Here is an 18,733-nt window from a genome sequence, read left to right on the forward strand (position 1 = left end):
TTAACGTAAACATTTGTATTAAATGGGGTACTATTGCAACAACACATCGCGTGCCCCGCCTGGCGGGCCACGCAGGCTGATCCCACCCACCCCGCCCCGTGACCGAACCCCACTCGTCCGCCGGAAACGTCAGGTTCTATTTCCGGTCACTCGTCATCGCCGCGCTCGTCGCGATCGTCATGCTGTGGGCCACGCCGCGACTGGCCCCCAGTTCCGACCTGCTGACCTACGCCGTGGCGCGCCTGCAGGCACGGCTGGTTGGGGGCTACTACAGCCCCGCACACCGCAATGACACCACCGTCGTGCTGATCGACGACGATTCGCTGGACCCGCAAAAAGGTGCCTGGCCCGTTCCGTACCGCACGCATGCACGCTGGCTGCGCAATATCGGCCTGATCCACAAGCCACGCGCCCTCTTCCTGGACATCACTTTCGACCGCGAACGCGACGACCCGACGTTGCCCGAGCTGATGTCGGCCCTGTGCGAGCTGCGCGACGCAGGCGTGCCGGTGTTCCTGGCCGCCCTGCCCGGCGCCGATGGTGCGCTGCGGGTGCGGTCGGGGCTGGCCAATCCGGTCGGGCAAGCGCCCTGTTTCACCCTGGTGGACGTGCGTTATGCACCCAGCAAGGTCGACCGGCTGGTCTGGAGCTACCCGCTCTGGTCCGACCCCGACACGCGCAGCGCTGCCTTGGCCATCGCGCAGGACGCGGCCGGCATCTCCCTGCCTCGGACCCGCGACGCCATGGCGCTGACCTGGGGCGTGAACAACCTGGATCAGCGTCGCTTGACGCCCGACTGCCGCCTGGCCCGTGGCGGCATCGGCGAAATGCTGCCCACCTATCTGCGCAAGCTGCTGGGCCAGGCCGATGCGGACATGCCGGTCTGCCCCTACACCCGCACGCTGGCCTTGTCCGAACTGCGCGCTGCCGACGCCGACGAGGCCCGACTGGACGACCTGCTCAAGGGTCGCTACGTCATGATCGGCGGCGCGCTGAGCGGCTTCAACGACACGGTGCTATCGCCCGTGCATGACGTCGTTCCCGGCGTATTCATGCACGCGATGGCACTGGACAACCTGCTCACCTACCAGGACCGCTACAAGCGCGCGGTGGAATGGGATATCTGGCCGAACGTCCTGTGGCTGCTGGGCATTCCGGTCGTCATGGCCGCGCATTTGCTGCATTGGCTGTCGCAATGGCTGGCCCGGCGCCTGCGCGAACGCAGCCCGTACGCCAGAAAGTGGCTGGTGCCGCCGACGCAATGGAACTTCGACACGACAGGCAATGATGGCGCCGCTGCCATACCGCCGCTGCCGGCCCCGCTCGCCGCGTTGGGCGCGGCGCCAACCCTGTCGGCGCGCAGCCGGCTGCTGGCCCGCGTGACCGCGGATCGGGCGTCACGGCGCTGGCTCGCGCGCAAAGCCGGCGCCAAGGTCGTTATCGTGCTCGCCCTGGCGCTACGCAAGATCGGCACGATCCTGCTGTCTTCGCTGGCCGTCATGCTCATCGTATTGACCGCCCAGTCCTACGTGGATGTCGGCACCCTGCCCATCGTCGACCTGGCGATCCTGGCGCTGGCCGCGCACTGGCTGGGCTGGACCAACAAGATCACCGAATTTCTTATCGGCAAACCCGGGGACCGGGCCGTTCCGCCCCCGCCCGCCGCCCAGCAGGAACCTTCCGCCAAACTTCACCAGGAGTAGCCCCGCATGACCCAGCTTTCCTCCCTGATCGCCGCAGCCGCAGCGGCGCTGGCCGTCTACGGCGCGCCGGTCTTTGCCGCCGACCAGATCGTCAGCGCCAGCATCAAGCCCCTGCCGCTCTACGCACAGCCCGGCGGCACGACACCGACGGCCAAGTCCGATGGCCAGGGCATGCCCTGGCCTGTGCTGGAAAGCCGCGAGGAGTTCTACCGCGTGAACGTCGAAGGTGGCGAATACTGGGTGGACAGCATGCAGGTGCGCGTGTCGCGCAATTCGGCGGCCCAATGCGGGCCGGTAATCAAGCGCGTGCCCGGTCCTACGGGATCCACAGCCGGCGCCGGCGAAAACGCCTGCCGCTGACATGCCGATGCCTATCCATTACGTCACACGGTTCGCCCCGCTGGCCATGGCCCTGGCATTGAGCGGGTGCGCCAACCTGCCCGGCGGGAGCACGTTTTCGGTCAAGACCGGCGAACTGCCTCCCCCGCCTGCCGCACGACAATGGCCCGATGCCGAGCGCGACGCGCGCAACCAGCGCGCCGAGCACATGGGCCTGGTTGCCATGCCGGAAATGCAGGCCTACCTGAATGGCCTGCTGAGCCGCATCAAGGAAGCCGCGGGCGTGCCCGACTGGCCGGGGCGCGTGTACATCACGGCCTCGCCTGCCCTCGAGGCCCGCAGTACCGGTGCGGGCAACGTCTACCTGTCGATCGGCTGGCTGCAGTCCGCCGAATCCGAAGACGAGATCGTCGCGATCCTGTCGCACGAATTCGGGCACGTCTATCTGGACTATCACCAGCTGGAATCCGCCAACGCCACCACCGACCAGGTGGCCACACTGGCCGCGGTAGGGGTCGCCCTGGCGCAAAAGGCCGGCAGCGCAACCGGCTGGAGCCCGGTGGACAGCGTGATCGCCTCGTACACGCTGGGCAAGGACGTGCTGATACCCGCCTGGAGCCGCCAGCAGGAAGAAAACGCCGACCGCTTCGGCGCCACCGTCAGCCTGCGGCTGGGTTACTCGTACACGCAAGGCTTCAAGGCTTTCCTGGAACGGCAGGCCACCTGGGAGGCCGACAACGCCAAACTGCAGGAAGCCTCACGCAAGCGTATGGTCGAACAGGTGAAACAGGCGGCCGCACAGGACACCCGCAAGCAAGCCGCGGCCAAGGGCGCCAACGTTGCGCCGCTGACAGAAATGCAGGCCTCGTTGAGCGCCGGCATGGCCGGGGCGGGCGAAGACTTGCGCAATGGCCTGGACGACTTCTGGAAGAAGCTTACGGTCAGCCACCCCAGCACCGAGGCCCGGCTGACCTCGCTGACGGCTCAGGTGACGCCGCTGACGGCCGGCAAGCCGCGGCCCTCGGCCACGATCGCGCCCTGGGACAAAGCCCGTGCGCAACGCCGCAGCGCCGCCACGCTGAAGAATTACCAGACCGTCAATGCGGCCCAGCAAGCCCTGCAAGCGCAAGACTTCGCCCAGGCCCGCAAACTTGCTGCGCAGGGCGCCTCCGGCCCCACCGCCCAGCACGCCCTGCCCTTGTTGACGCTGAGCCTGGCGCAAGGCGAATCCGGCAAACCGGTCGCGCGCGCCGGTGCATTGCTGGACCGCAACCTGCAGTCCGAAGGCGACCGCGCCTGGCAGGTCTACGTCCTGCGTGCCAATACGCTGCTGGGCGCAGGCCAGCGCGGCCCCGCCACGACGGTCATGAATCAGGGCTTTGACTACTTCAAGGACGCGGCGCTGGCATGGCCGGACGCCATCCGCTTCTATGGCCAGGCCGATAGCTGGGATCGCGCACGCAAGCTGGCGCAGGAATGCGGCTCGCGCTTTCCCACCCATGCCACTGCGTGCAGCAAGGCGGCGCAGAGTCCCGCCGAGCAAGCCGAGGCCAAGCGCCGCGGCGAACAGAAGGCGCAGTCGCTGGCCGACAGGCTGTTCAAGAAATGATGAGAGAGGCCGGGCATGACGCCCGGCCGACATCAGTGGTGGTGCTCGTCCAGCACCAGGTGGGCCAGGCCGTCCTCGGTCGCGATGCCGACCTTCTGGCCGATCGGCAGGGTCGCCTTGGTGGCCACGTGGCCATACGGCAGGCCGGTGATCACCGGCACCTTGACCGTCTTGCGCAGCCACGCCACCACTTCGTGCAGGTCGTAGCCCTTGTCGTGCGGCGCCAGCTTGTAATCCGAGAAGCGGCCCAGCACGATGGCCTTCTGCTTGCCCAGGATGCCCGCCTGCCACAGCTGGATCAGCATGCGTTCTATGCGGTACGGGTGTTCGGCCACGTCTTCCAGGAACAGGATGCCGCCGCGGATCTTGGGCATGTAGGGCGTCCCGATCAAGGACGCCAGCATGGCCAGGTTGCCGCCCCACAGGATGCCGCGGCAATCGACCGGGTCGGCGTCCTGGGTTTCGAAGCTGAGGATTTCCAGTTCGCCGCGCATGATTTCGCCGAACAGCGCTTCGGTCAGGTCGTCGACCTTCTTGCCGCCGAAGTCGTAGATCGCCGTGGCGCCGGTGTAGCTGACCGCGCCGGTCTGCGCCAGCAGCGCCAGGTTGAAGGCGGTGAAGTCGCTCATGCCGACAAAGCGCTTGCCGCTGTCGGCCATGGCCTTCCAGTCGATCTCGTGCAGCAGCCGGCCCATGCCATAGCCGCCGCGGGTCACCATGACGATAGGCAGCTTCTGCTTGGTGGCGCGCGTCAGGCTGGCCAGGCGCTGGGCGTCGGTGCCGGCAAAGCGCTGGTGTTCGGCCAGCGCGGTGCGATCCAGCGCGGTCTTGAAGCCCTGCCGCGCGAGGCGCTCGCGCGCCAGCTCGACGGTCTGCGGATCGCGCACGGCCGAGGACGGCGAGATCAGGTAGATGCCGCGGGCGTCGGGCACGTTGTGGCGGTGATCATGGCTGTGGTCGTGGCCGCAGGCCTCGCCGCACTCATGGTCGTGATCGTGGGTGTTGCTCATGCAATGGATTCCTTGGCGCGGCGTTCGCGGAAGAACCGGCGCAGCAGGTCGCCGCAGGGTTCGGCCAGCACGCCGCCGGTGACTGAAGTGTGATGGTTGAGTTTGGGCACCGAGCCCACGTCCAGCACGCTGCCGCAGGCGCCCGTCTTGGGGTCGTAGGCGCCGAACACCACCCGCGCCAGCCGGGCGTGCAGCATGGCACCGATGCACATGACGCAGGGTTCCAGCGTGACGTACACGGTGATGCCGGGCAGGCGGTAGTTTTCGAGGGCGCGCGCGGCGCTGCGCAAGGCAACGATTTCGGCATGCGCGGTGGGATCGTGGTCGATGATGGTGCGGTTGTAGCCCTGCCCCAGGATGTCGCCCTGGGCGGATACCACCAGCGCACCCACCGGCACTTCGCCGATGTCGTAGGCCGCCTGCGCCTGTTCCAGCGCCAGCGTCATGTAGCGGGCGTCCTGCGCGGTCCAGGGCGGCTCGGCCGCCATGGCAAGCGGATCAACCACGGTACACCCGCGACTTCAGTGCGATGCGGCCAGCCAGGCTGGTGACCGCTTCTTCGAGCCATTGATAGAGTTCGGCGTTTTCGTCGTAGCGCGCCTGGTTCAGGTTCGACACCCGCCCTTCTTCGATGAAGCCCCAGGCGCGGCTGCGCTTGTCGCGGTGTTTCGGGTCCCACACACCAAAGGCGAAACCGCCGGCGCGGCGGATCAGCGAGAAACACGGAATGTCGGTGTAGCCGTCGCCCACGAACACCATCTGGTCGAACGGCACGCGCAGGCGGTCTTCGGGCACCTTGCGGTTGACCTCGAACGGCTTGTTGCGAAAATCGCGGCCGATGATGCCCTTTTGAATGTGGAACAGGTAGCGCGTCTTGTCGGTGAAGCTGACGATGCGGCGCGGAAACGTGATGCCGCCGTCGTCGCCGTAGACGAATTCCGAGGCCCAGATTTCGGTGAATTCGTGCGCAATGGGCGTGGACCGCACCACGTCGCCGATGCCGCTGGAAATCAGATAGAACTCAAGCTGCACCTGCGGCTGCTCGGCCCGCACGGCCGCGCGCAGGCGCTGGAACAGCGTGGTGACGCCGTCGTGCAGTTCGAGCCGGGCGCCCCATTCCTGCAGGCGTTGCTGCGTGATCAGGCCGTGCTTGCCCTCGCGGGACAGCTGGATCATCTGGTAGAGGTAGGCGGGAACGGGGTCCCAGTCCTGCCTGGACAGCAGCGGATCCACCTGGTCTTTCCAGAAGGACGCCGTGTCCACGCCGATGCTGTCCAGGAAACCGGACGTGCTGTCCGAGGCCAGCGTGTCGTCGAAGTCGAAAATCAGGGCGATGACGTCTGACATGGATATGCGTAATTAAGGGCGACAGCCGCCATTTTGCCTGAATGTGGCGGCTGTCGCCCTCAAGGGCATGCCATGAGACCGGGACGAGCCGGTCAGGCGGTCTTGATCAGCGCATCGGCGCGGGCGGCGGCGGGGCCATGCCCGGGGCGGGCGCCATGCCGGGCGCCGGCGCCATGCCCGGGGCCGGCGGGGCCGGCGGCACGGTGTTGGCCGGCACCTGGATCACGGTTTCACGCAGTACGCCGCCGCCCTGCACGCTGCCGCGCACCTGGGTGGGTTGCGTCATGCTGGTGATGCAGTCCTGGCGGGAATCGGCCGGCAGGCGGTTGCAGCGGTCGATCATGTTTTGCTGGTGCTGCTCGGTGGTGCCGTCGCTGAGCTGCTTGCGGTTGGCTTCCTGGCGCGCGGCGCCGGCTTCGCGCAGGCAGGCCGCGCGATCCTGGCCGGTGCTGCCGTTCTTGCAAGCCGCCACATCCTGTTCGTATTGCGCCTGAATGCCGGCGCGGCCGATCCGGTCGGCGGCCTGGGCGGCTCCGGCGGCCAGCATCAGGCCGGCCGCGCACAGGGATGCCGCAAGGCGTTTGGTTTGCATGGGACGTACATTCATGGTCAGCTCCTTAAAGAGATTGAACCCGAACGGTGCGGCCCCGAAAGACCCGACACCGTTTGCTTGATACAACTGCCCCACGATGCCTCAAAGGGGACATGTCAGGCAAGCCATAAACGTAAGCCTAAGTATCAGATGGTGCGATGCAAAATCAGCGCGCGTCCAGATCGGCATCCGCGCGGGTCAGGCGATTACGGTACGTGGCGGCACGCATCAGCAGCATCGCTGTCACCGGCGAAGACACCACCAGCAGCAGCGTGATGATCACTTCATGAAACACCGGCCGCCCGGCCAGCGACGAAAACACCAGGATGGATGCGGCCAATACGCAGCCGCAGCCCATGGTGTTGCCCAGCGTGGGCGCGTGGATGCGCGCGTAGAACGAGCGAAACCGCAGCAGGCCGGCCGAGCCGGTCAGCGCCAGCAGGCCACCCAGCACCAGCAAGAGGCTGGCCGGAATGCTGGCCCACAGGGGAATGGGAGTATTGATCATGGCTCGATCACCTCGCCACGCAGCAGGAAACGGGCCATGGCGGTGGACCCCACGAAACCAAACAGCGCGATCAAGAGCGCGATGTCGAAGTACACCGACGTGCCCGAGCGGATGCCGAACACCAGCATGGTCAGCATGCCGTTGATATACAGCGTGTCCAGCGCCAGCACGCGGTCTTGCGCGGTGGGGCCGCGCAACAGGCGGATGGCGGCAAACACCATGCCCAGCGCGAAGCACACCAGTGCAAAGGACGCCGCCAGGTACAGGACGTTGTTCATCAGTATGGCGTTCATTCGAAGATCTCCATCAAGGGGCGCTCGTAGCGGTCTTGCACCAGGCGGATCCACTCGTCTTCGTTCTGCAGGTCCAGCACGTGCAGCTTCAGACGATAGTCGTCGGTCAGGTCGACCCAGACGGTGCCCGGCGTGTAGGTGACGATGCAGGCCAGCATGGCCAGGCCGTGGGGCTCGCGCATGGTCAGCGGAATCATGATGAAGCCGGGCGAAAAATCATTGCGCCGCGGGTTCAGGATCAGCTTGGCCACTGCGATGTTGGACTTGATGATGTCCAGCGTGACGTGCAGGAACAGCGGAATCACCTTCCACAGGCGCCGCGGCTTGGCACGCAAGGGACGCAGGCGCGAGGCGGCCCAGGTGAACCACAGCGCCAGCGCGATGCCCAGGGCGATCTGGCCGGCCGACAGGCTTTCGTTCAGCACCAGCCACAGGACGAACAGGAACACGGGCAGGAAAAGGAAGTAAAGGCGGCGCATCAGCTTCCTCCCGGGGTGGCGCGCACCGTCTGTGCGGACATGACGGCTTCGATGTAGCGCGTGGGCTGATCCAGCGAGCGGGCGGCGTCGTCCAGGTACGCCGACACCGGGCCCGCCCCTGCGGCCAAGCCCACGCACAGCAACAGCAGAATCGCAACCGGCCCCGCTTCGATCACGCGCAGGCGCGGCGTGCTGCGGTCGTCGCTGGCCCAGAACACGCGGATGCCGGTACGGCCCAGGCCGATCAGCCCGGCCAGGCCGGACACCAGCACGGCGGCCACCAGGATCCAGGCGTCCATGGGCGGCGCCGATTCATTGGCGGCCGACACTGCGGCGGACAGCAGCGAGAACTTGGCCACGAAGCCCGATAACGGCGGCAGGCCGGTCACGAGCAAGGCGCAGCAGATGAAGGCCAGGCCCAGGAACGCCATCGCGGCCGGAATGGCCACCCCGACGACGTCGTCGGACCGATTGACCGATGTCGGGTCGTCCAGGTCGAAGGCGTCGAGCGTGACCGCCAGCACGTTGGCGCCGAAGCTGCGCGTGCGTTCGATCAGTTCGGCCAAGAGGAAGAACGCGCCCGTGGTCAGCACCGAGCTGATCAGGTAGAACAGCGCCGGCCCCGTCAGCGTCACGCCGGGCATGCCCAGCGCGGTGAGCAGCGTGCCGGCCGAGACGATGACGCAATACCCCACCATCTTTTCCAGCTGCTGGGTGGCGAGCAGGCCCAGGCCGCCGAACAGCAGCGTGGCCAGGCCGGCGGCGAACATCCAGTCCAGGCTGAAGGCGGCCGGCGCGCCGGTGGGCAGCAGCAGCGAGCCGATGCGCAGCAGCGCGTAGATGCCGACCTTGGTCATGATCGAGAACATGGCGGCGATCGGCGCGCTGGCCGAACCGTAGCCCTTGACCAGCCAGAAGTTCAGCGGCCATGCCCCGGCCTTGACCAGGAAGGCCACGCCCAGGATGGCCGCGCCGGCCTCGAACAGCATGCGGTCCGAACCGGTGAGGTTGCCCGCCCGCAGCGCCAGGTCGGCCATGTTGAGCGTGCCGGTGACGCCGTAGATCAGCGCGATGCTGATCAGCAGCAGGAACGAGGCGACCAGGTTGACGGCGATGTACTGCAGGCCGGCGCTGACGCGCGCCACGCCCGAGCCATGCAGCAACAGGCCGTAGGACGCCGCCAGCAGGACCTCGAAGAACACGAACAGATTGAACAGGTCGCCGGTGAGGAAAGCGCCGTTCAGGCCCATCAAGAGGAACTGGAACAGCGAATGGAAATGCACGCCCGCGCGGTCCCAGCGGGCCAGCGAATAGGTCAGCGTGGCCAGCCCCAGCACCGCGGTCAGCGTCAGCATGACGGCGGCCAGGCGGTCGACCACCAGCACGATGCCGAACGGCGCGGGCCAGTCGCCCACCAGGTAGACGCCGACGCCATCGGGCCAGACGCCCGGCACCGCGCCGCCGGCCACGGCCAGCAGCGCGATGGCCCAGGCCAGTTGAGCCAGCGTCGAAACCGTGGCGATGGCGCCGCGCGTGTAGCGGCTGGTGTCGGCCAGCAGCAGCATCACGGCGCCGGCCAGCAGCGGCGTGATGATGGGCAATACAGGAAGATGTTGAAGCCAGAAACTCAAGATTGGGACTCCCGTCCATCGACGTGGTCGGTGCCCGTCAAGCCGCGCGAGGCCAGCAGCACCACCAGGAACAGCGCGGTGGTGGCAAAGCCGATGACGATAGCCGTCAGCACCAGCGCCTGCGGCAGCGGATCGGCGTGCCAGGAAGGATCATTGGCCATGGCCGGATCCACCACCGGCGGGCGGCCAGACTTGAGGCGGCCCATGCCGAAAATGAACAGGTTGACCGCATAGGAGACCAGCGACAGGCCCATGATGAACTGGAACGTCCGTGGCCGCAGCAGCAGCCAGACGCCCGAGCCCGCCAAGACGCCGATCGCGACGGCGTAAATCAATTCCATCAGGCTTCCCCCGTTTGTGCGGCGGCTGCCTGGCTTTCGGCGGCCGCCTTGCGTTGCGCGCGCAGCGATTGGTGAGCCAGCGCCACCAGCACCAGCACGGTGGACCCGACCACCAGCATGTAGACGCCCAGGTCGAAGAGCAGCACGCTGGACAGGTGCACGTGGCCCACCAGCGGCAAAGCGACATCCCAGGCCAGCGCGGCCAGGAACGGTTTGTAGGCCAGCCAGGCCGTGACCGCGGCGGTGCCGGCGAACAGCAGGCCGATGCCGATCCAGTTCTGCGGATTCAGGCGGCTGCGCGATTCGACCCAGTACACCCCGCCCACCATGTATTGCAGGATCACGGCGGTGGCGAAGATCAGGCCGCCGACGAAACCGCCGCCCGGCTGGTTGTGGCCGCGCAGCAGGAAATACACCGAGATCAGTGCGGCCGTGGGCAGCAGCAGGCGTACCAGCACGGTCGGCACCATCATCGAGCCCTTGGGCACGACGCTCTTGATGTCGGGCGCGGCGGGCACGGGGCCGTCCTGGTCGATCTGCTGGCGTGGCAGGTCGGCGCTTTCGGCGGCGGGCCGGAAACGACGCAGCAAAGCGTAGACCGTCAGGGCCACGATGCCCAGCACCGTGATTTCGCCAAACGTATCGAAGCCGCGGAAGTCGACCAGGATCACGTTGACCACGTTGGTGCCACCGCCGTCGGGCAGCGCCCGGTCAACGAAATAGGACGAAATGGTGTCGCCCTGCGGACGCACCAGCACCGCGTAGGCCAGCGCGGCCATGCCGGTGCCGGCGGCCGTGGCCATCAGCAGGTCGCGCAGCCGGCGGCCGCGGGCACGCACCGTGGCGCCCAGGCCTTCATCTTCGTCCTGCTCGATCCGGCGCGGCAGCCAGCGCAGGCCCAGCAGCAACAGCACCAGCGTCACGACTTCCACCGACAGCTGCGTCAGCGCCAGGTCGGGCGCCGAGAACCAGACGAAGGTCAGGCAGGTGACCAGGCCCGCGCCGCCGGCCAGCGCCAGCGACGCCAGGCGGTGGTACTTGGCCTGGTAGGCGGCGGCCACGGCGCAGACGCAGCCAACCAGCCACAACAAGGCAAAAGCCGGGTCGACGGCGGCCATGCTGCCGGTGCCTTCCAGCCAGCCCCCTGCCCGCAGCGGCAGCCAGGCCACGAACAGCGTACCCAGCACGATCAGCAGCATCTGCACCTGCAGGCGCGAAGACGCCAGCCAACGCAGCAGCCAGGCGGCTGCGACGCTGGAACCGTCCAGCAGCGTCTCGAACGAACGGCGGCCATCGAGCCGGTAGATGAACGGCACGCGGCCCGGATTGGCGCGCTGGTGCGCGCGCAGCGCCAGGTACAGCACCACGCCCGCGGTCATGGCCACGAAGCTCATCACCAGCGGCAGGTTCACGCCATGCCAGACGGACAGGCTGTATTCAGGCATGTCCTTGCCCAGGATGCTCTGCGCGGCCGTGGCCAGGAACGGCCCCAGCGTCACGGCGGGCAGCACGCCGACCAGCAGGCAGATCAGCACCAGCAGCGCGCTGGGAAACAGCATCCAGCGTGGCGGCTCGTGCGGCGCGCGCGGCAGGTCGGTGGCCGGCGGGCCGAAGAACACTTGCAGGATGAAGCGCAGCGAATACGCCACGCTGAAGGCCCCCGCCACCGTGGCCGCCAGCGGCAGCCCCATGCGGGTAACCCAGTCGCCACTGACGAAGGTGGTCTCGGCAAAGAACATTTCCTTGGAAATGAAGCCGTTGAGCAGCGGCACCCCGGCCATGGACGCGGCCGCCACCATCGCCAACGTGGCCGTGATGGGCATGGCCTTGTACAGGCCGGACAGGCGGGTCAGGTCGCGGGTGCCGGTTTCGTGGTCGACGATGCCGGCCGCCATGAACAGCGACGCCTTGAAGGTGGCGTGGTTGACCATGTGGAACACCGCCGCCACCAGCGCCAGCGAGCTGTTCAGGCCCAGCAGCAGCGTGATCAGGCCCAGGTGGCTGATGGTGGAATACGCCAGCACCCCTTTCATGTCTTGCTGGAAGATCGCGGCATAGCCGCCCAGCACCAGCGTGATGAGCCCCGCGCCGCCGATGATCCAGAACCATTCATCGGTGCCCGCCAACACCGGCCAGAAGCGCGCCAGCAGGAACACCCCCGCCTTCACCATGGTGGCCGAGTGCAGGTAGGCCGACACCGGCGTGGGCGCGGCCATGGCGTTGGGCAGCCAGAAATGGAACGGGAACTGCGCGCTCTTGGTCAGCGCGCCCAGCGCCACCAGCACCAGCACGGCGGGATACCAGGGATCGGCGCGCACCAGGTCGCCCGAGGCCAGGACGCGGTCCATGTCGTAGCTGCCGACGATATGGCCCAGGATCAGCACGCCGGCCAGCAGACAGAGGCCGCCGGCGCCGGTGACCGTCAGCGCCATGCGCGCGCCGCGGCGGGCGTCCAGCCGATGATGCCAATAGGCGATCAGCATGAACGAGGCCAGGCTGGTCATTTCCCAGAACATGACCAGCTGGATCAGGTTGCCCGACAGCACCACGCCCAGCATGGCGGCCATGAAGGCCTGGAAAAACGAGAAAAAGCGCGGCACCGGATCGTCCGGCGACATGTAGTAGCGGGCATACAGCACCACCAGCGCGCCCATGCCGGAGACGATCAGGGCGAACAGCCAGGCATAGCCGTCCATGCGCAGCGAGAATTGCAGCCCCAGCGCGGGCGCCCAGGGCATGTCCACGCGGATGACGCCGCCCTGGGCGACCTGGGGATACAAGCTGGCGACCAGAACCGCGCACGTCAGGGCGATGATGCCCGCCAACCAGGCCTCGGCATTGCGGGCGTTGGAAGGCAGCAGCGCGGCGCACAGGCTGCCGGCGAACGGCAGAGCGAGGATCAGTATCAGCGACATGGCGTTCCGAGAATGTCCGGGCCCCCTCCCGCCAGTGCAAGCAGCGAGAGACGAAACAGACCGGGGATTGAAAAACGGACGGAACCCTGGCCCGGTGCGTCGCTGCACTACACGTTGCCCCGTGGGGACATCAACCAACGCCCATTGAACGGCGCAGACAGAAACAAACGCAATAGTTTTCTTGCAAGACCGGCCAAGAATCTCATCCGAAAAATATCAGATTCTTGTAAGTTATGCAGAGATTTATGCACGTACCGGGCTAAAGACAGCACGATCGCTGCGCAATGATTGCGCATGAGGCCTGCCCCCGAGCGCGTTCAAGTTCTTGTCAGCATACGATTTTTCCGGGTTCAGCCCCTATTTTCCGTTGCCTTGCAAGCCGGGACAAATACCCCCACGGCGGGCGGGGGAATCCCGATTGACCCCTTGGCGGGAACTGTGTGCAATGGCGCCCACGGAGCGTCGATCTGGCCGGCATCGGAACCAGGCGCGTTCCACCGACGCCGGCCATCGAAGCCGGCCGGGTCGGATTTCAAAAAATATGGAGAAGACTCTTGACCGTGCTGTCCCAAGCCAAGGCCGTCCTGGCCGCCGCCATCGCAGGCGTCTGCTTTAGTTCCGCCGTCCAGGCCGCCGATGCCTACCCCAACCGGCCCATCCGCCTGATCGTGCCGTTCGCGGCCGGCGGCACCACCGACATCGTTGCCCGCGTCGTGGCCGAAGGCCTGGGCCGCGAACTCGGCCAGGCCGTGGTGGTGGAAAACCGGGGCGGCGGCGGCGGCTCGATCGGCGCCGACGCCCTCGCCCGCTCCACGCCCGACGGTTACACCCTGGGCGTGGCCACCGTCAGCACCATGGCCACCAACCCGGCCACCAACCCCAAGAACCCCTACAACCCGCTCAAGGACTTTGCGCCCATCACCAATATGGTGAACGTGCCCAACGTGCTGACGGTGAACCCGGCCGTGCCGGCCAAGTCGCTGGCCGAGTTCATTGCCCTGCTCAAGGCCAACCCGGGTAAATACAGCTATGCCTCGTCCGGCGCCGGCGGCATCGGCCACCTTGACGGCGAACTGTTCAAGTCCCTGACCCAGACCGACATGGTGCACGTGCCCTACCGCGGCTCGGGCCCGGCCCTGAACGACGTGATCGCCGGCCAGGTCAATGCCCAGTTCGACAACCTGCCGTCGTCCATGCCCCATATCCAGGCCGGCAAGCTGCGCGCCCTGGCCGTGGCCGCGCCCAAGCGCCTGCCCACCCTGCCCGACGTGCCCACCTTCAAGGAAGGCGGCCTGCCGGAAATGGACAACATGGCCTGGTACGGCCTGGTCGCCCCCGCCGGCACGCCCCAGGCCGTGATCGACCGCATCCACGACGCCACCGTCAAGGCGCTGAAGGACCCGAAGATCATCCAGCGCCTGGCCGATGGCGGCTCGCTGGTGGACGGCAACACGCCTGCGGAATACGCGGCGCAGATCAAGCGTGAATTGGAGCTGCGTCAGCGGATTGCCAAGGAACGTAACATCCAGTCGACGAATTAAGCGAATGGCAGAGGGGGAGCGGCCCCCTCTGCTACCATTCGCCCCGTGCGAACTGAATTCTCTCTTCTCTCATCCGCTGCCTGCGCCCTCTGCGCCCTGCGCTCGACCCTGTTGAGCTCGCAGGAAGTCGCCGCGCGTTCCGCCTACGCGCGCTCCAAGCCCGGCTGATCTGCCGGCTTCGCCCTTCCCTTTCTCTCTAAGCCACCGGCCTGCCGCCGGCCCTGGGTACGCCTGACCGCCTGACGGTTCTCGCGCCTTGGCCGAATGCCGTCCGGCACGACCGCCCTGCCATTCGGCCGGGCGCCTGGCCACGTTTCCAATCTGCCTGCCGGTTTCGTCCGGCGGCGGCGTCACGCCTTGATCGCCATTTAGCGCCATGCAACTCACCAAGAAATTCGTCAAAGCCAAGAACCCCTGCGCCGGGGGCTACAAATGGTTCCTGCGGGACCACAACGGACAGGGGGACTACCAGGCCGTCCTGGATGCCCTGGTGGCCGACGGGCGCGTGGGCGACGCCTGCTGGCTGCTGGATCAGTTTGGTCCCACCGACGCGGTGCTCAAGCTGGACACGCTGGACGCCAACGCCATCGTCTTTGCCGGCACGCTGGAAGTGCGCATGGGCATCACGGTGGACAGCGTGGTGCGCGCCGGGCGCAGCATCGTCACCGGCGGCGGCATCCGCGCCGGGGAATCGATCGTGGCGGGCGAGAACATCGTGGCCGGCGGCAACATCGCCAGCGCGGGCGATCTGCGCGCGGGCGGCGATGTGTCGGCCGAATGGGGCATCGAGGTCGCGACGGCGCTGGATTGCCGCGGCAACCTGCGCGCCAAGTGGGACATCTGCGCCGGGCAGGACCTGGCCGTGACCGGCCACCTGCGGGCCGGCCAGGACATCCAGGTGCAAGGCGCCCTGAAATGCGGCCAGGGCATCAAGGCCGGCGGCGAAGTGCAGGCGGGCAAGGACATCGACGCGGCCAGCGGCATCCAGGCCGGCGCCACCATTCGCTGCGGCGGCCACCTGGCCACGGGCTGGGGTTTGATCGCGGGCGAGGATATCTGCGCGGAAGGCTCGATCCGCGCGGGCGAAGGCGTGTGCGCCGAGGGCCGGATCGAGGCCGGGGCCGGCCATGGCGTGTATGCCGGGCTGAACGTGCGGCTCGATGCATGGTCCGTGTGCGCGCGGGTTCAAGCCTGCGAGCGGCCTGCCCAGCTGGTCAGCGGCCACTGGGCCGGCCAGGAACAGGCCGAACACGCGTAACGCGCCCGCTTGCGCGCGGCGCCGAATCCGGTCGGGTCCGGCGCCACCAGGTAAGACCAAACGCGGCGCGATGTCGTCCGACGACACCGCGCCGCACGCTGCCTCAGCCCGCAGGCCGGGCAGCCGCCGGCGTGCGCAGCACCAGCATCAATCCCAGCAGGATCGCCGCCATGCCCGCCAGGCTCAACGCGGACAGGCGATTGCCCAGCACCAGGTAGTCCAACGCCGCCGTGCCCGCCGGCACCAGGTAGAACAGGCTGGTGACGTTGACGAGGTTGCCCGCCTGGATCATGCGGTAGAACAGCAGCGTGGCGCCCACCGAGATCACCAGGCCCATCCACAGCAGCGGCACGATGAAGCCGATGTTCCATTCCACGCGGATCGGCTGGAACGGCACGAACACCAGGCACAGCGCCAGGCTGACGGCGTACTGCAGCGGCATGACGTCCATCGGCGCCTGGCGCACGCGCTTTTGCAGGATCGCGCCCGCCGTCATGCTGGCCAGCGCGGCAAACGCGAACACCATGCCGGCCACGGAAAAGCGCGCCATGCCGATGCTCTGGTACACCACCATCACCAGGCCGCACAGCGCCAGGAACAAGCCTGCCAGCCGCGCGGGCGGATAGCGCCGTTCCATCAGCGCCAGGGTCAGGATGGGCTGTGCGCCCAGCAGCGTGGCCAACACGCCCGGCGTGATGCCGTGGTCCAGCGCCAGCAGATAGCAGATGGAGTAGCTGCCGATCAACAAGAGGCCCGTCAGCGCGACGATGCCGCGCGTGCCCGGCGCGGGCAGCAAGGGCCCGCGCCGCAGCCCCACCAGCACGCACAGCACGGCCAGGGCCAGGATGAAGCGCGCCAGCAGGAAGCCGAAGGCCGAGGCATGCGCCAGGCCCCATTTGGCGAAGATCGCGCCGCCGCTCCACAGCAGCACGAACAAGGGGGTGGACCCATAGGCGGTCCACGTATTGCGATTGAAAGACATGAAAGTTTCTACCTGTCAGGAAGGGAACAGGCTCCCGCGGCCGGCAGGCGCTTCAGGACGCACAAGTCAGGACCCACAAGTCCGGACGGCACGAGTCAAGAAGCACAGGCGGGCCAGGCACCGTCAGGCGCGCGGCGGACGCACAGGCGTCGGCGCATCAGCGCGGATGAAACGGGCAACGAGGCGGGAGCGGAAAGTCTGCGGGGGTCAGCCGACGACGGGCGTGACCGGAGCAACGGGCGGATAAGCGCCCGATACACCCGATATATCCGCGACGACGGCGCGCGGCGGCGCCACCGGCGGCGATGCCACGGGCCGGACAAAGACCGGCCGGACAGCCCTGGGCGGCGACTGCGGCGGCGAAACGACCGTGCAGACGACAGGAGAAAAGACAGGAGGCGATGCCGCATGCCGACGGCGAGCCCGCGCGCCGGCGCCCGCTGCACGGGCAGCGAAAGCGGAATCGGCGAAAGGCGTGACGTCGGGCATGGGGATCGATGGACGTTCGAGAATGAACCTGCACAGGCTACCGGCGCGGCCGGCTGTCGTCAAGCCGGGCCGGCGTTGGCGGCGGACGCATCGACGAGCGGGAAGGCCCCTGCGTTCGGTGCATCGACGAACGGAAACGCGCGCGTAACGTCGACATGCCGGTACGGCAGCTTGCGCAGGTCCGCCACGCCATGGTCAGGCGTGTCGACGATGAGGATGTCGTGCGCCAGGGGTTCGTAGAACGCGCGGAAATGCGTCTTGGAGCGCAGCACGATGATGTCGAAATCCTCGGGCCGCAGGCCGAACTGCGTGAAGGCGTCACCGTCGACCGCGAAGGCGAAATGGCTGACCACGCTGACCGAGATGCCGTTTACGTCCAGCAAGGCGCTTGCGCCCAGGTCCACCGGCATGCCGCGCATGTAGGCGCCCGACACCCGGTATTGCTTGGACCCGGCCCACAGCACACGGGCGTCGACCTCGAGCTTGGGGCCGGCCTTGTCCGAGCTGTGCGCGCCCAGCCGCAGCCGGATGCGCTGGCCCGCGCCTGCCCGGACCGCCTGCTGCGCCGCGGCCGGGTCCCAGATGAAGGGCACGGCCGCGCGCGTCACGCCACGCTGCAACAGCGCGGCCAGCAGGTAGGTCGAATCGTTCATGCGGTCGGCGTGCTCGAGCAGCACGCAGGGCCGGCCGGCGGCCGGTTCGCGGCGTAACTGTGCCAGCACCTGCTCTACCGCTGCGTCGATCTCGTACACGGGCAACGGGCGGTACAGGGCATGGCGTTGCGCATGGACCAGCCCGGACAGCGCATCGGCCGCGGCCTGGGCGCCCGCACGGTCGGCGTCGCGCACGCACAGCACCGAAAAGCCCGTGTTGTGGGCATCGGCGTAGGAAAAGCCCGCCATGACGGAAGTATCGCTGTAGCCCGGGCACGCCGCGTCCCGCCGCATGCCCGCGTCGATGATGCTGGCAAGCGGCTGCAAGGCAGTGGCGCTGAAGATGCTGGGCACCAGCACGCCGGGCTTGGCAATGGCCCACACCGGCGCGATCTCGCCGCGCAGCGTGCGCACCAGGCAATCGGCCGCGCGTGCACCGGTGTCGCCAGTATCGGTGTGGGGCGAGCGGCGGTAGGCGAACGGCGCGGTGACGCCTTCGAGGGTGTCGGCGTCCAGGTTGCCGTGATAGTCGAACGCCACCATCAGCGGCTTGTCCGGCCCCAGGGCCTGGCGCACAAGCCGCAGGAAATGGCGTTCGGGGTCGGGATACGACGGCGCCCAGCAGGCGCCATGCAGGAACAGCAGCACGCCGTCCAACGTGTCGGCGTGCTGTCGCACGCCCTGCGCGATTTCGTCGGCGTAGCAGGCCACGGCCTCGTCCGATGCCGGCCCCACCGCGCCCAGCGCGGTGTGCACCAGCGGCACCATGTCGATGCCCTGCGCTTCACAGACCTGGATGAAACCGCCGACGACCGTGTTGGTACCGCGCAGCTCGGCCAGGATGCGTTCGCCACGCAGCGCGACGGCGTCGAAATCGGCCTTGGTGGCTTCGATCGGCAGGAAGCTGACCGATTCGATATGGAACCCTGCGATGGCAACGCGCCAGGGCTTGCTCATGGTGTGTATCCTTTGCCGCAGCAGATAGAAACAAATGAATCCCTGTTCATTCATGAGAAACATTTGTTTCAATGCACCTTAACAAA

The 18,733-nt window shown here is 67.5% G+C and carries 17 protein-coding genes; 5 read left to right on the top strand and 12 right to left on the bottom strand.

Annotated elements, in window-relative coordinates; translation table 11 throughout:
• Positions 1 to 98: 98 nt before the first annotated feature.
• Genes ACUDP5_RS15295 through ACUDP5_RS15305 form a run of 3 tightly spaced genes read left to right on the top strand, consistent with a single transcriptional unit; the run spans position 99 to position 3,651 of the window.
• Positions 99 to 1,703 carry a CHASE2 domain-containing protein gene (locus ACUDP5_RS15295; RefSeq protein WP_445656468.1) on the top strand — a complete coding sequence of 535 codons (1,605 nt, stop codon included), beginning with the start codon at positions 99 to 101 and terminating at the stop codon, positions 1,701 to 1,703.
• A gap of 6 nt (positions 1,704 to 1,709) precedes the next feature.
• A complete protein-coding gene (locus ACUDP5_RS15300; protein ID WP_263913275.1) occupies positions 1,710 to 2,063 on the top strand; it encodes a hypothetical protein in 354 nt (117 codons plus the stop codon).
• 7 nt (positions 2,064 to 2,070) lie between these two features.
• The gene (locus tag ACUDP5_RS15305; RefSeq protein ID WP_445656469.1) at positions 2,071 to 3,651 is read left to right on the top strand and encodes a M48 family metalloprotease; all 1,581 of its coding nucleotides are present in this window, start codon (positions 2,071 to 2,073) and stop codon (positions 3,649 to 3,651) included.
• A gap of 32 nt (positions 3,652 to 3,683) precedes the next feature.
• On the opposite strand, the gene ACUDP5_RS15310 is transcribed toward ACUDP5_RS15305, so the two are convergent.
• The 10 genes from ACUDP5_RS15310 to ACUDP5_RS15355 all read right to left on the bottom strand — a co-directional run bounded on the left by ACUDP5_RS15310 (position 3,684) and on the right by ACUDP5_RS15355 (position 12,767).
• Entirely contained in the window at positions 3,684 to 4,661 is a 978-nt protein-coding gene (locus ACUDP5_RS15310) for an LD-carboxypeptidase (RefSeq protein WP_263913273.1), read from the bottom strand.
• A complete protein-coding gene (tadA, locus tag ACUDP5_RS15315; RefSeq protein ID WP_445659171.1) occupies positions 4,658 to 5,149 on the bottom strand; it encodes a tRNA adenosine(34) deaminase TadA in 492 nt (163 codons plus the stop codon). Before tadA ends, ACUDP5_RS15310 begins: the two co-directional genes overlap by 4 nt.
• Before the next feature lie 10 nt (positions 5,150 to 5,159).
• Positions 5,160 to 6,008, bottom strand: coding sequence for an HAD family hydrolase (locus ACUDP5_RS15320; RefSeq protein WP_263913272.1), 849 nt, complete (start codon positions 6,006 to 6,008; stop codon positions 5,160 to 5,162).
• 106 nt (positions 6,009 to 6,114) lie between these two features.
• Complete coding sequence (locus ACUDP5_RS15325; RefSeq protein ID WP_445656470.1) at positions 6,115 to 6,615, bottom strand: hypothetical protein; 501 nt, start codon at positions 6,613 to 6,615, stop codon at positions 6,115 to 6,117.
• Between the two features lie 151 nt (positions 6,616 to 6,766).
• On the bottom strand, positions 6,767 to 7,108 hold the full coding sequence (mnhG, locus tag ACUDP5_RS15330) for a monovalent cation/H(+) antiporter subunit G (RefSeq protein WP_263913270.1): 342 nt from the start codon (positions 7,106 to 7,108) through the stop codon (positions 6,767 to 6,769).
• Positions 7,105 to 7,386, bottom strand: coding sequence for a K+/H+ antiporter subunit F (locus tag ACUDP5_RS15335; RefSeq protein ID WP_029953605.1), 282 nt, complete (start codon positions 7,384 to 7,386; stop codon positions 7,105 to 7,107). The genes mnhG and ACUDP5_RS15335 overlap by 4 nt, the downstream gene beginning before the upstream one ends.
• 11 nt (positions 7,387 to 7,397) lie before the next feature.
• Positions 7,398 to 7,880, bottom strand: a complete 483-nt coding sequence (locus ACUDP5_RS15340; RefSeq protein WP_263913269.1) for a Na+/H+ antiporter subunit E — start codon at positions 7,878 to 7,880, stop codon at positions 7,398 to 7,400.
• Positions 7,880 to 9,511 carry a monovalent cation/H+ antiporter subunit D gene (locus ACUDP5_RS15345; protein ID WP_263913268.1) on the bottom strand — a complete coding sequence of 544 codons (1,632 nt, stop codon included), beginning with the start codon at positions 9,509 to 9,511 and terminating at the stop codon, positions 7,880 to 7,882. The genes ACUDP5_RS15340 and ACUDP5_RS15345 overlap by 1 nt, the downstream gene beginning before the upstream one ends.
• Positions 9,508 to 9,852, bottom strand: a complete 345-nt coding sequence (locus tag ACUDP5_RS15350; RefSeq protein WP_445656471.1) for a Na+/H+ antiporter subunit C — start codon at positions 9,850 to 9,852, stop codon at positions 9,508 to 9,510. The genes ACUDP5_RS15345 and ACUDP5_RS15350 overlap by 4 nt, the downstream gene beginning before the upstream one ends.
• Entirely contained in the window at positions 9,852 to 12,767 is a 2,916-nt protein-coding gene (locus tag ACUDP5_RS15355; protein ID WP_445656472.1) for a monovalent cation/H+ antiporter subunit A, read from the bottom strand. The genes ACUDP5_RS15350 and ACUDP5_RS15355 overlap by 1 nt, the downstream gene beginning before the upstream one ends.
• 554 nt (positions 12,768 to 13,321) lie before the next feature.
• Here ACUDP5_RS15355 and ACUDP5_RS15360 point away from each other — a divergent pair.
• Both ACUDP5_RS15360 and ACUDP5_RS15365 read left to right on the top strand, forming a co-directional pair.
• Complete coding sequence (locus tag ACUDP5_RS15360; RefSeq protein WP_263913266.1) at positions 13,322 to 14,308, top strand: tripartite tricarboxylate transporter substrate binding protein BugE; 987 nt, start codon at positions 13,322 to 13,324, stop codon at positions 14,306 to 14,308.
• 376 nt (positions 14,309 to 14,684) lie between these two features.
• Positions 14,685 to 15,566, top strand: coding sequence for a FapA family protein (locus ACUDP5_RS15365; protein ID WP_263913264.1), 882 nt, complete (start codon positions 14,685 to 14,687; stop codon positions 15,564 to 15,566).
• Between the two features lie 103 nt (positions 15,567 to 15,669).
• Here ACUDP5_RS15365 and ACUDP5_RS15370 read toward each other — a convergent pair whose 3' ends face one another.
• Together ACUDP5_RS15370 and ACUDP5_RS15375 are read right to left on the bottom strand one after the other, a co-directional pair.
• Positions 15,670 to 16,548, bottom strand: coding sequence for a DMT family transporter (locus tag ACUDP5_RS15370; protein WP_445656473.1), 879 nt, complete (start codon positions 16,546 to 16,548; stop codon positions 15,670 to 15,672).
• 548 nt (positions 16,549 to 17,096) lie between these two features.
• Complete coding sequence (locus ACUDP5_RS15375; protein WP_445656474.1) at positions 17,097 to 18,647, bottom strand: M81 family metallopeptidase; 1,551 nt, start codon at positions 18,645 to 18,647, stop codon at positions 17,097 to 17,099.
• Positions 18,648 to 18,733: the final 86 nt, after the last annotated feature.

It is taken from the genome of Achromobacter sp. NCFB-sbj8-Ac1-l, from assembly GCF_052695805.1.

What these genes read in the sequence shown, in the direction of transcription:
- tadA (WP_445659171.1), bottom strand. Translation starts at nt 5,149, where the DNA reads ATGGCGGCCGAGCCGCCCTGGACCGCGCAGGACGCCCGCTACATGACG.
- ACUDP5_RS15320 (WP_263913272.1), bottom strand. Translation starts at nt 6,008, where the DNA reads ATGTCAGACGTCATCGCCCTGATTTTCGACTTCGACGACACGCTGGCC.
- ACUDP5_RS15305 (WP_445656469.1), top strand. Translation starts at nt 2,071, where the DNA reads ATGCCTATCCATTACGTCACACGGTTCGCCCCGCTGGCCATGGCCCTG.
- ACUDP5_RS15375 (WP_445656474.1), bottom strand. Translation starts at nt 18,647, where the DNA reads ATGAGCAAGCCCTGGCGCGTTGCCATCGCAGGGTTCCATATCGAATCG.
- ACUDP5_RS15340 (WP_263913269.1), bottom strand. Translation starts at nt 7,880, where the DNA reads ATGCGCCGCCTTTACTTCCTTTTCCTGCCCGTGTTCCTGTTCGTCCTG.
- mnhG (WP_263913270.1), bottom strand. Translation starts at nt 7,108, where the DNA reads ATGATCAATACTCCCATTCCCCTGTGGGCCAGCATTCCGGCCAGCCTC.
- ACUDP5_RS15325 (WP_445656470.1), bottom strand. Translation starts at nt 6,615, where the DNA reads ATGAATGTACGTCCCATGCAAACCAAACGCCTTGCGGCATCCCTGTGC.
- ACUDP5_RS15300 (WP_263913275.1), top strand. Translation starts at nt 1,710, where the DNA reads ATGACCCAGCTTTCCTCCCTGATCGCCGCAGCCGCAGCGGCGCTGGCC.
- ACUDP5_RS15370 (WP_445656473.1), bottom strand. Translation starts at nt 16,548, where the DNA reads ATGTCTTTCAATCGCAATACGTGGACCGCCTATGGGTCCACCCCCTTG.
- ACUDP5_RS15350 (WP_445656471.1), bottom strand. Translation starts at nt 9,852, where the DNA reads ATGGAATTGATTTACGCCGTCGCGATCGGCGTCTTGGCGGGCTCGGGC.
- ACUDP5_RS15355 (WP_445656472.1), bottom strand. Translation starts at nt 12,767, where the DNA reads ATGTCGCTGATACTGATCCTCGCTCTGCCGTTCGCCGGCAGCCTGTGC.
- ACUDP5_RS15335 (WP_029953605.1), bottom strand. Translation starts at nt 7,386, where the DNA reads ATGAACAACGTCCTGTACCTGGCGGCGTCCTTTGCACTGGTGTGCTTC.
- ACUDP5_RS15365 (WP_263913264.1), top strand. Translation starts at nt 14,685, where the DNA reads ATGCAACTCACCAAGAAATTCGTCAAAGCCAAGAACCCCTGCGCCGGG.
- ACUDP5_RS15310 (WP_263913273.1), bottom strand. Translation starts at nt 4,661, where the DNA reads ATGAGCAACACCCACGATCACGACCATGAGTGCGGCGAGGCCTGCGGC.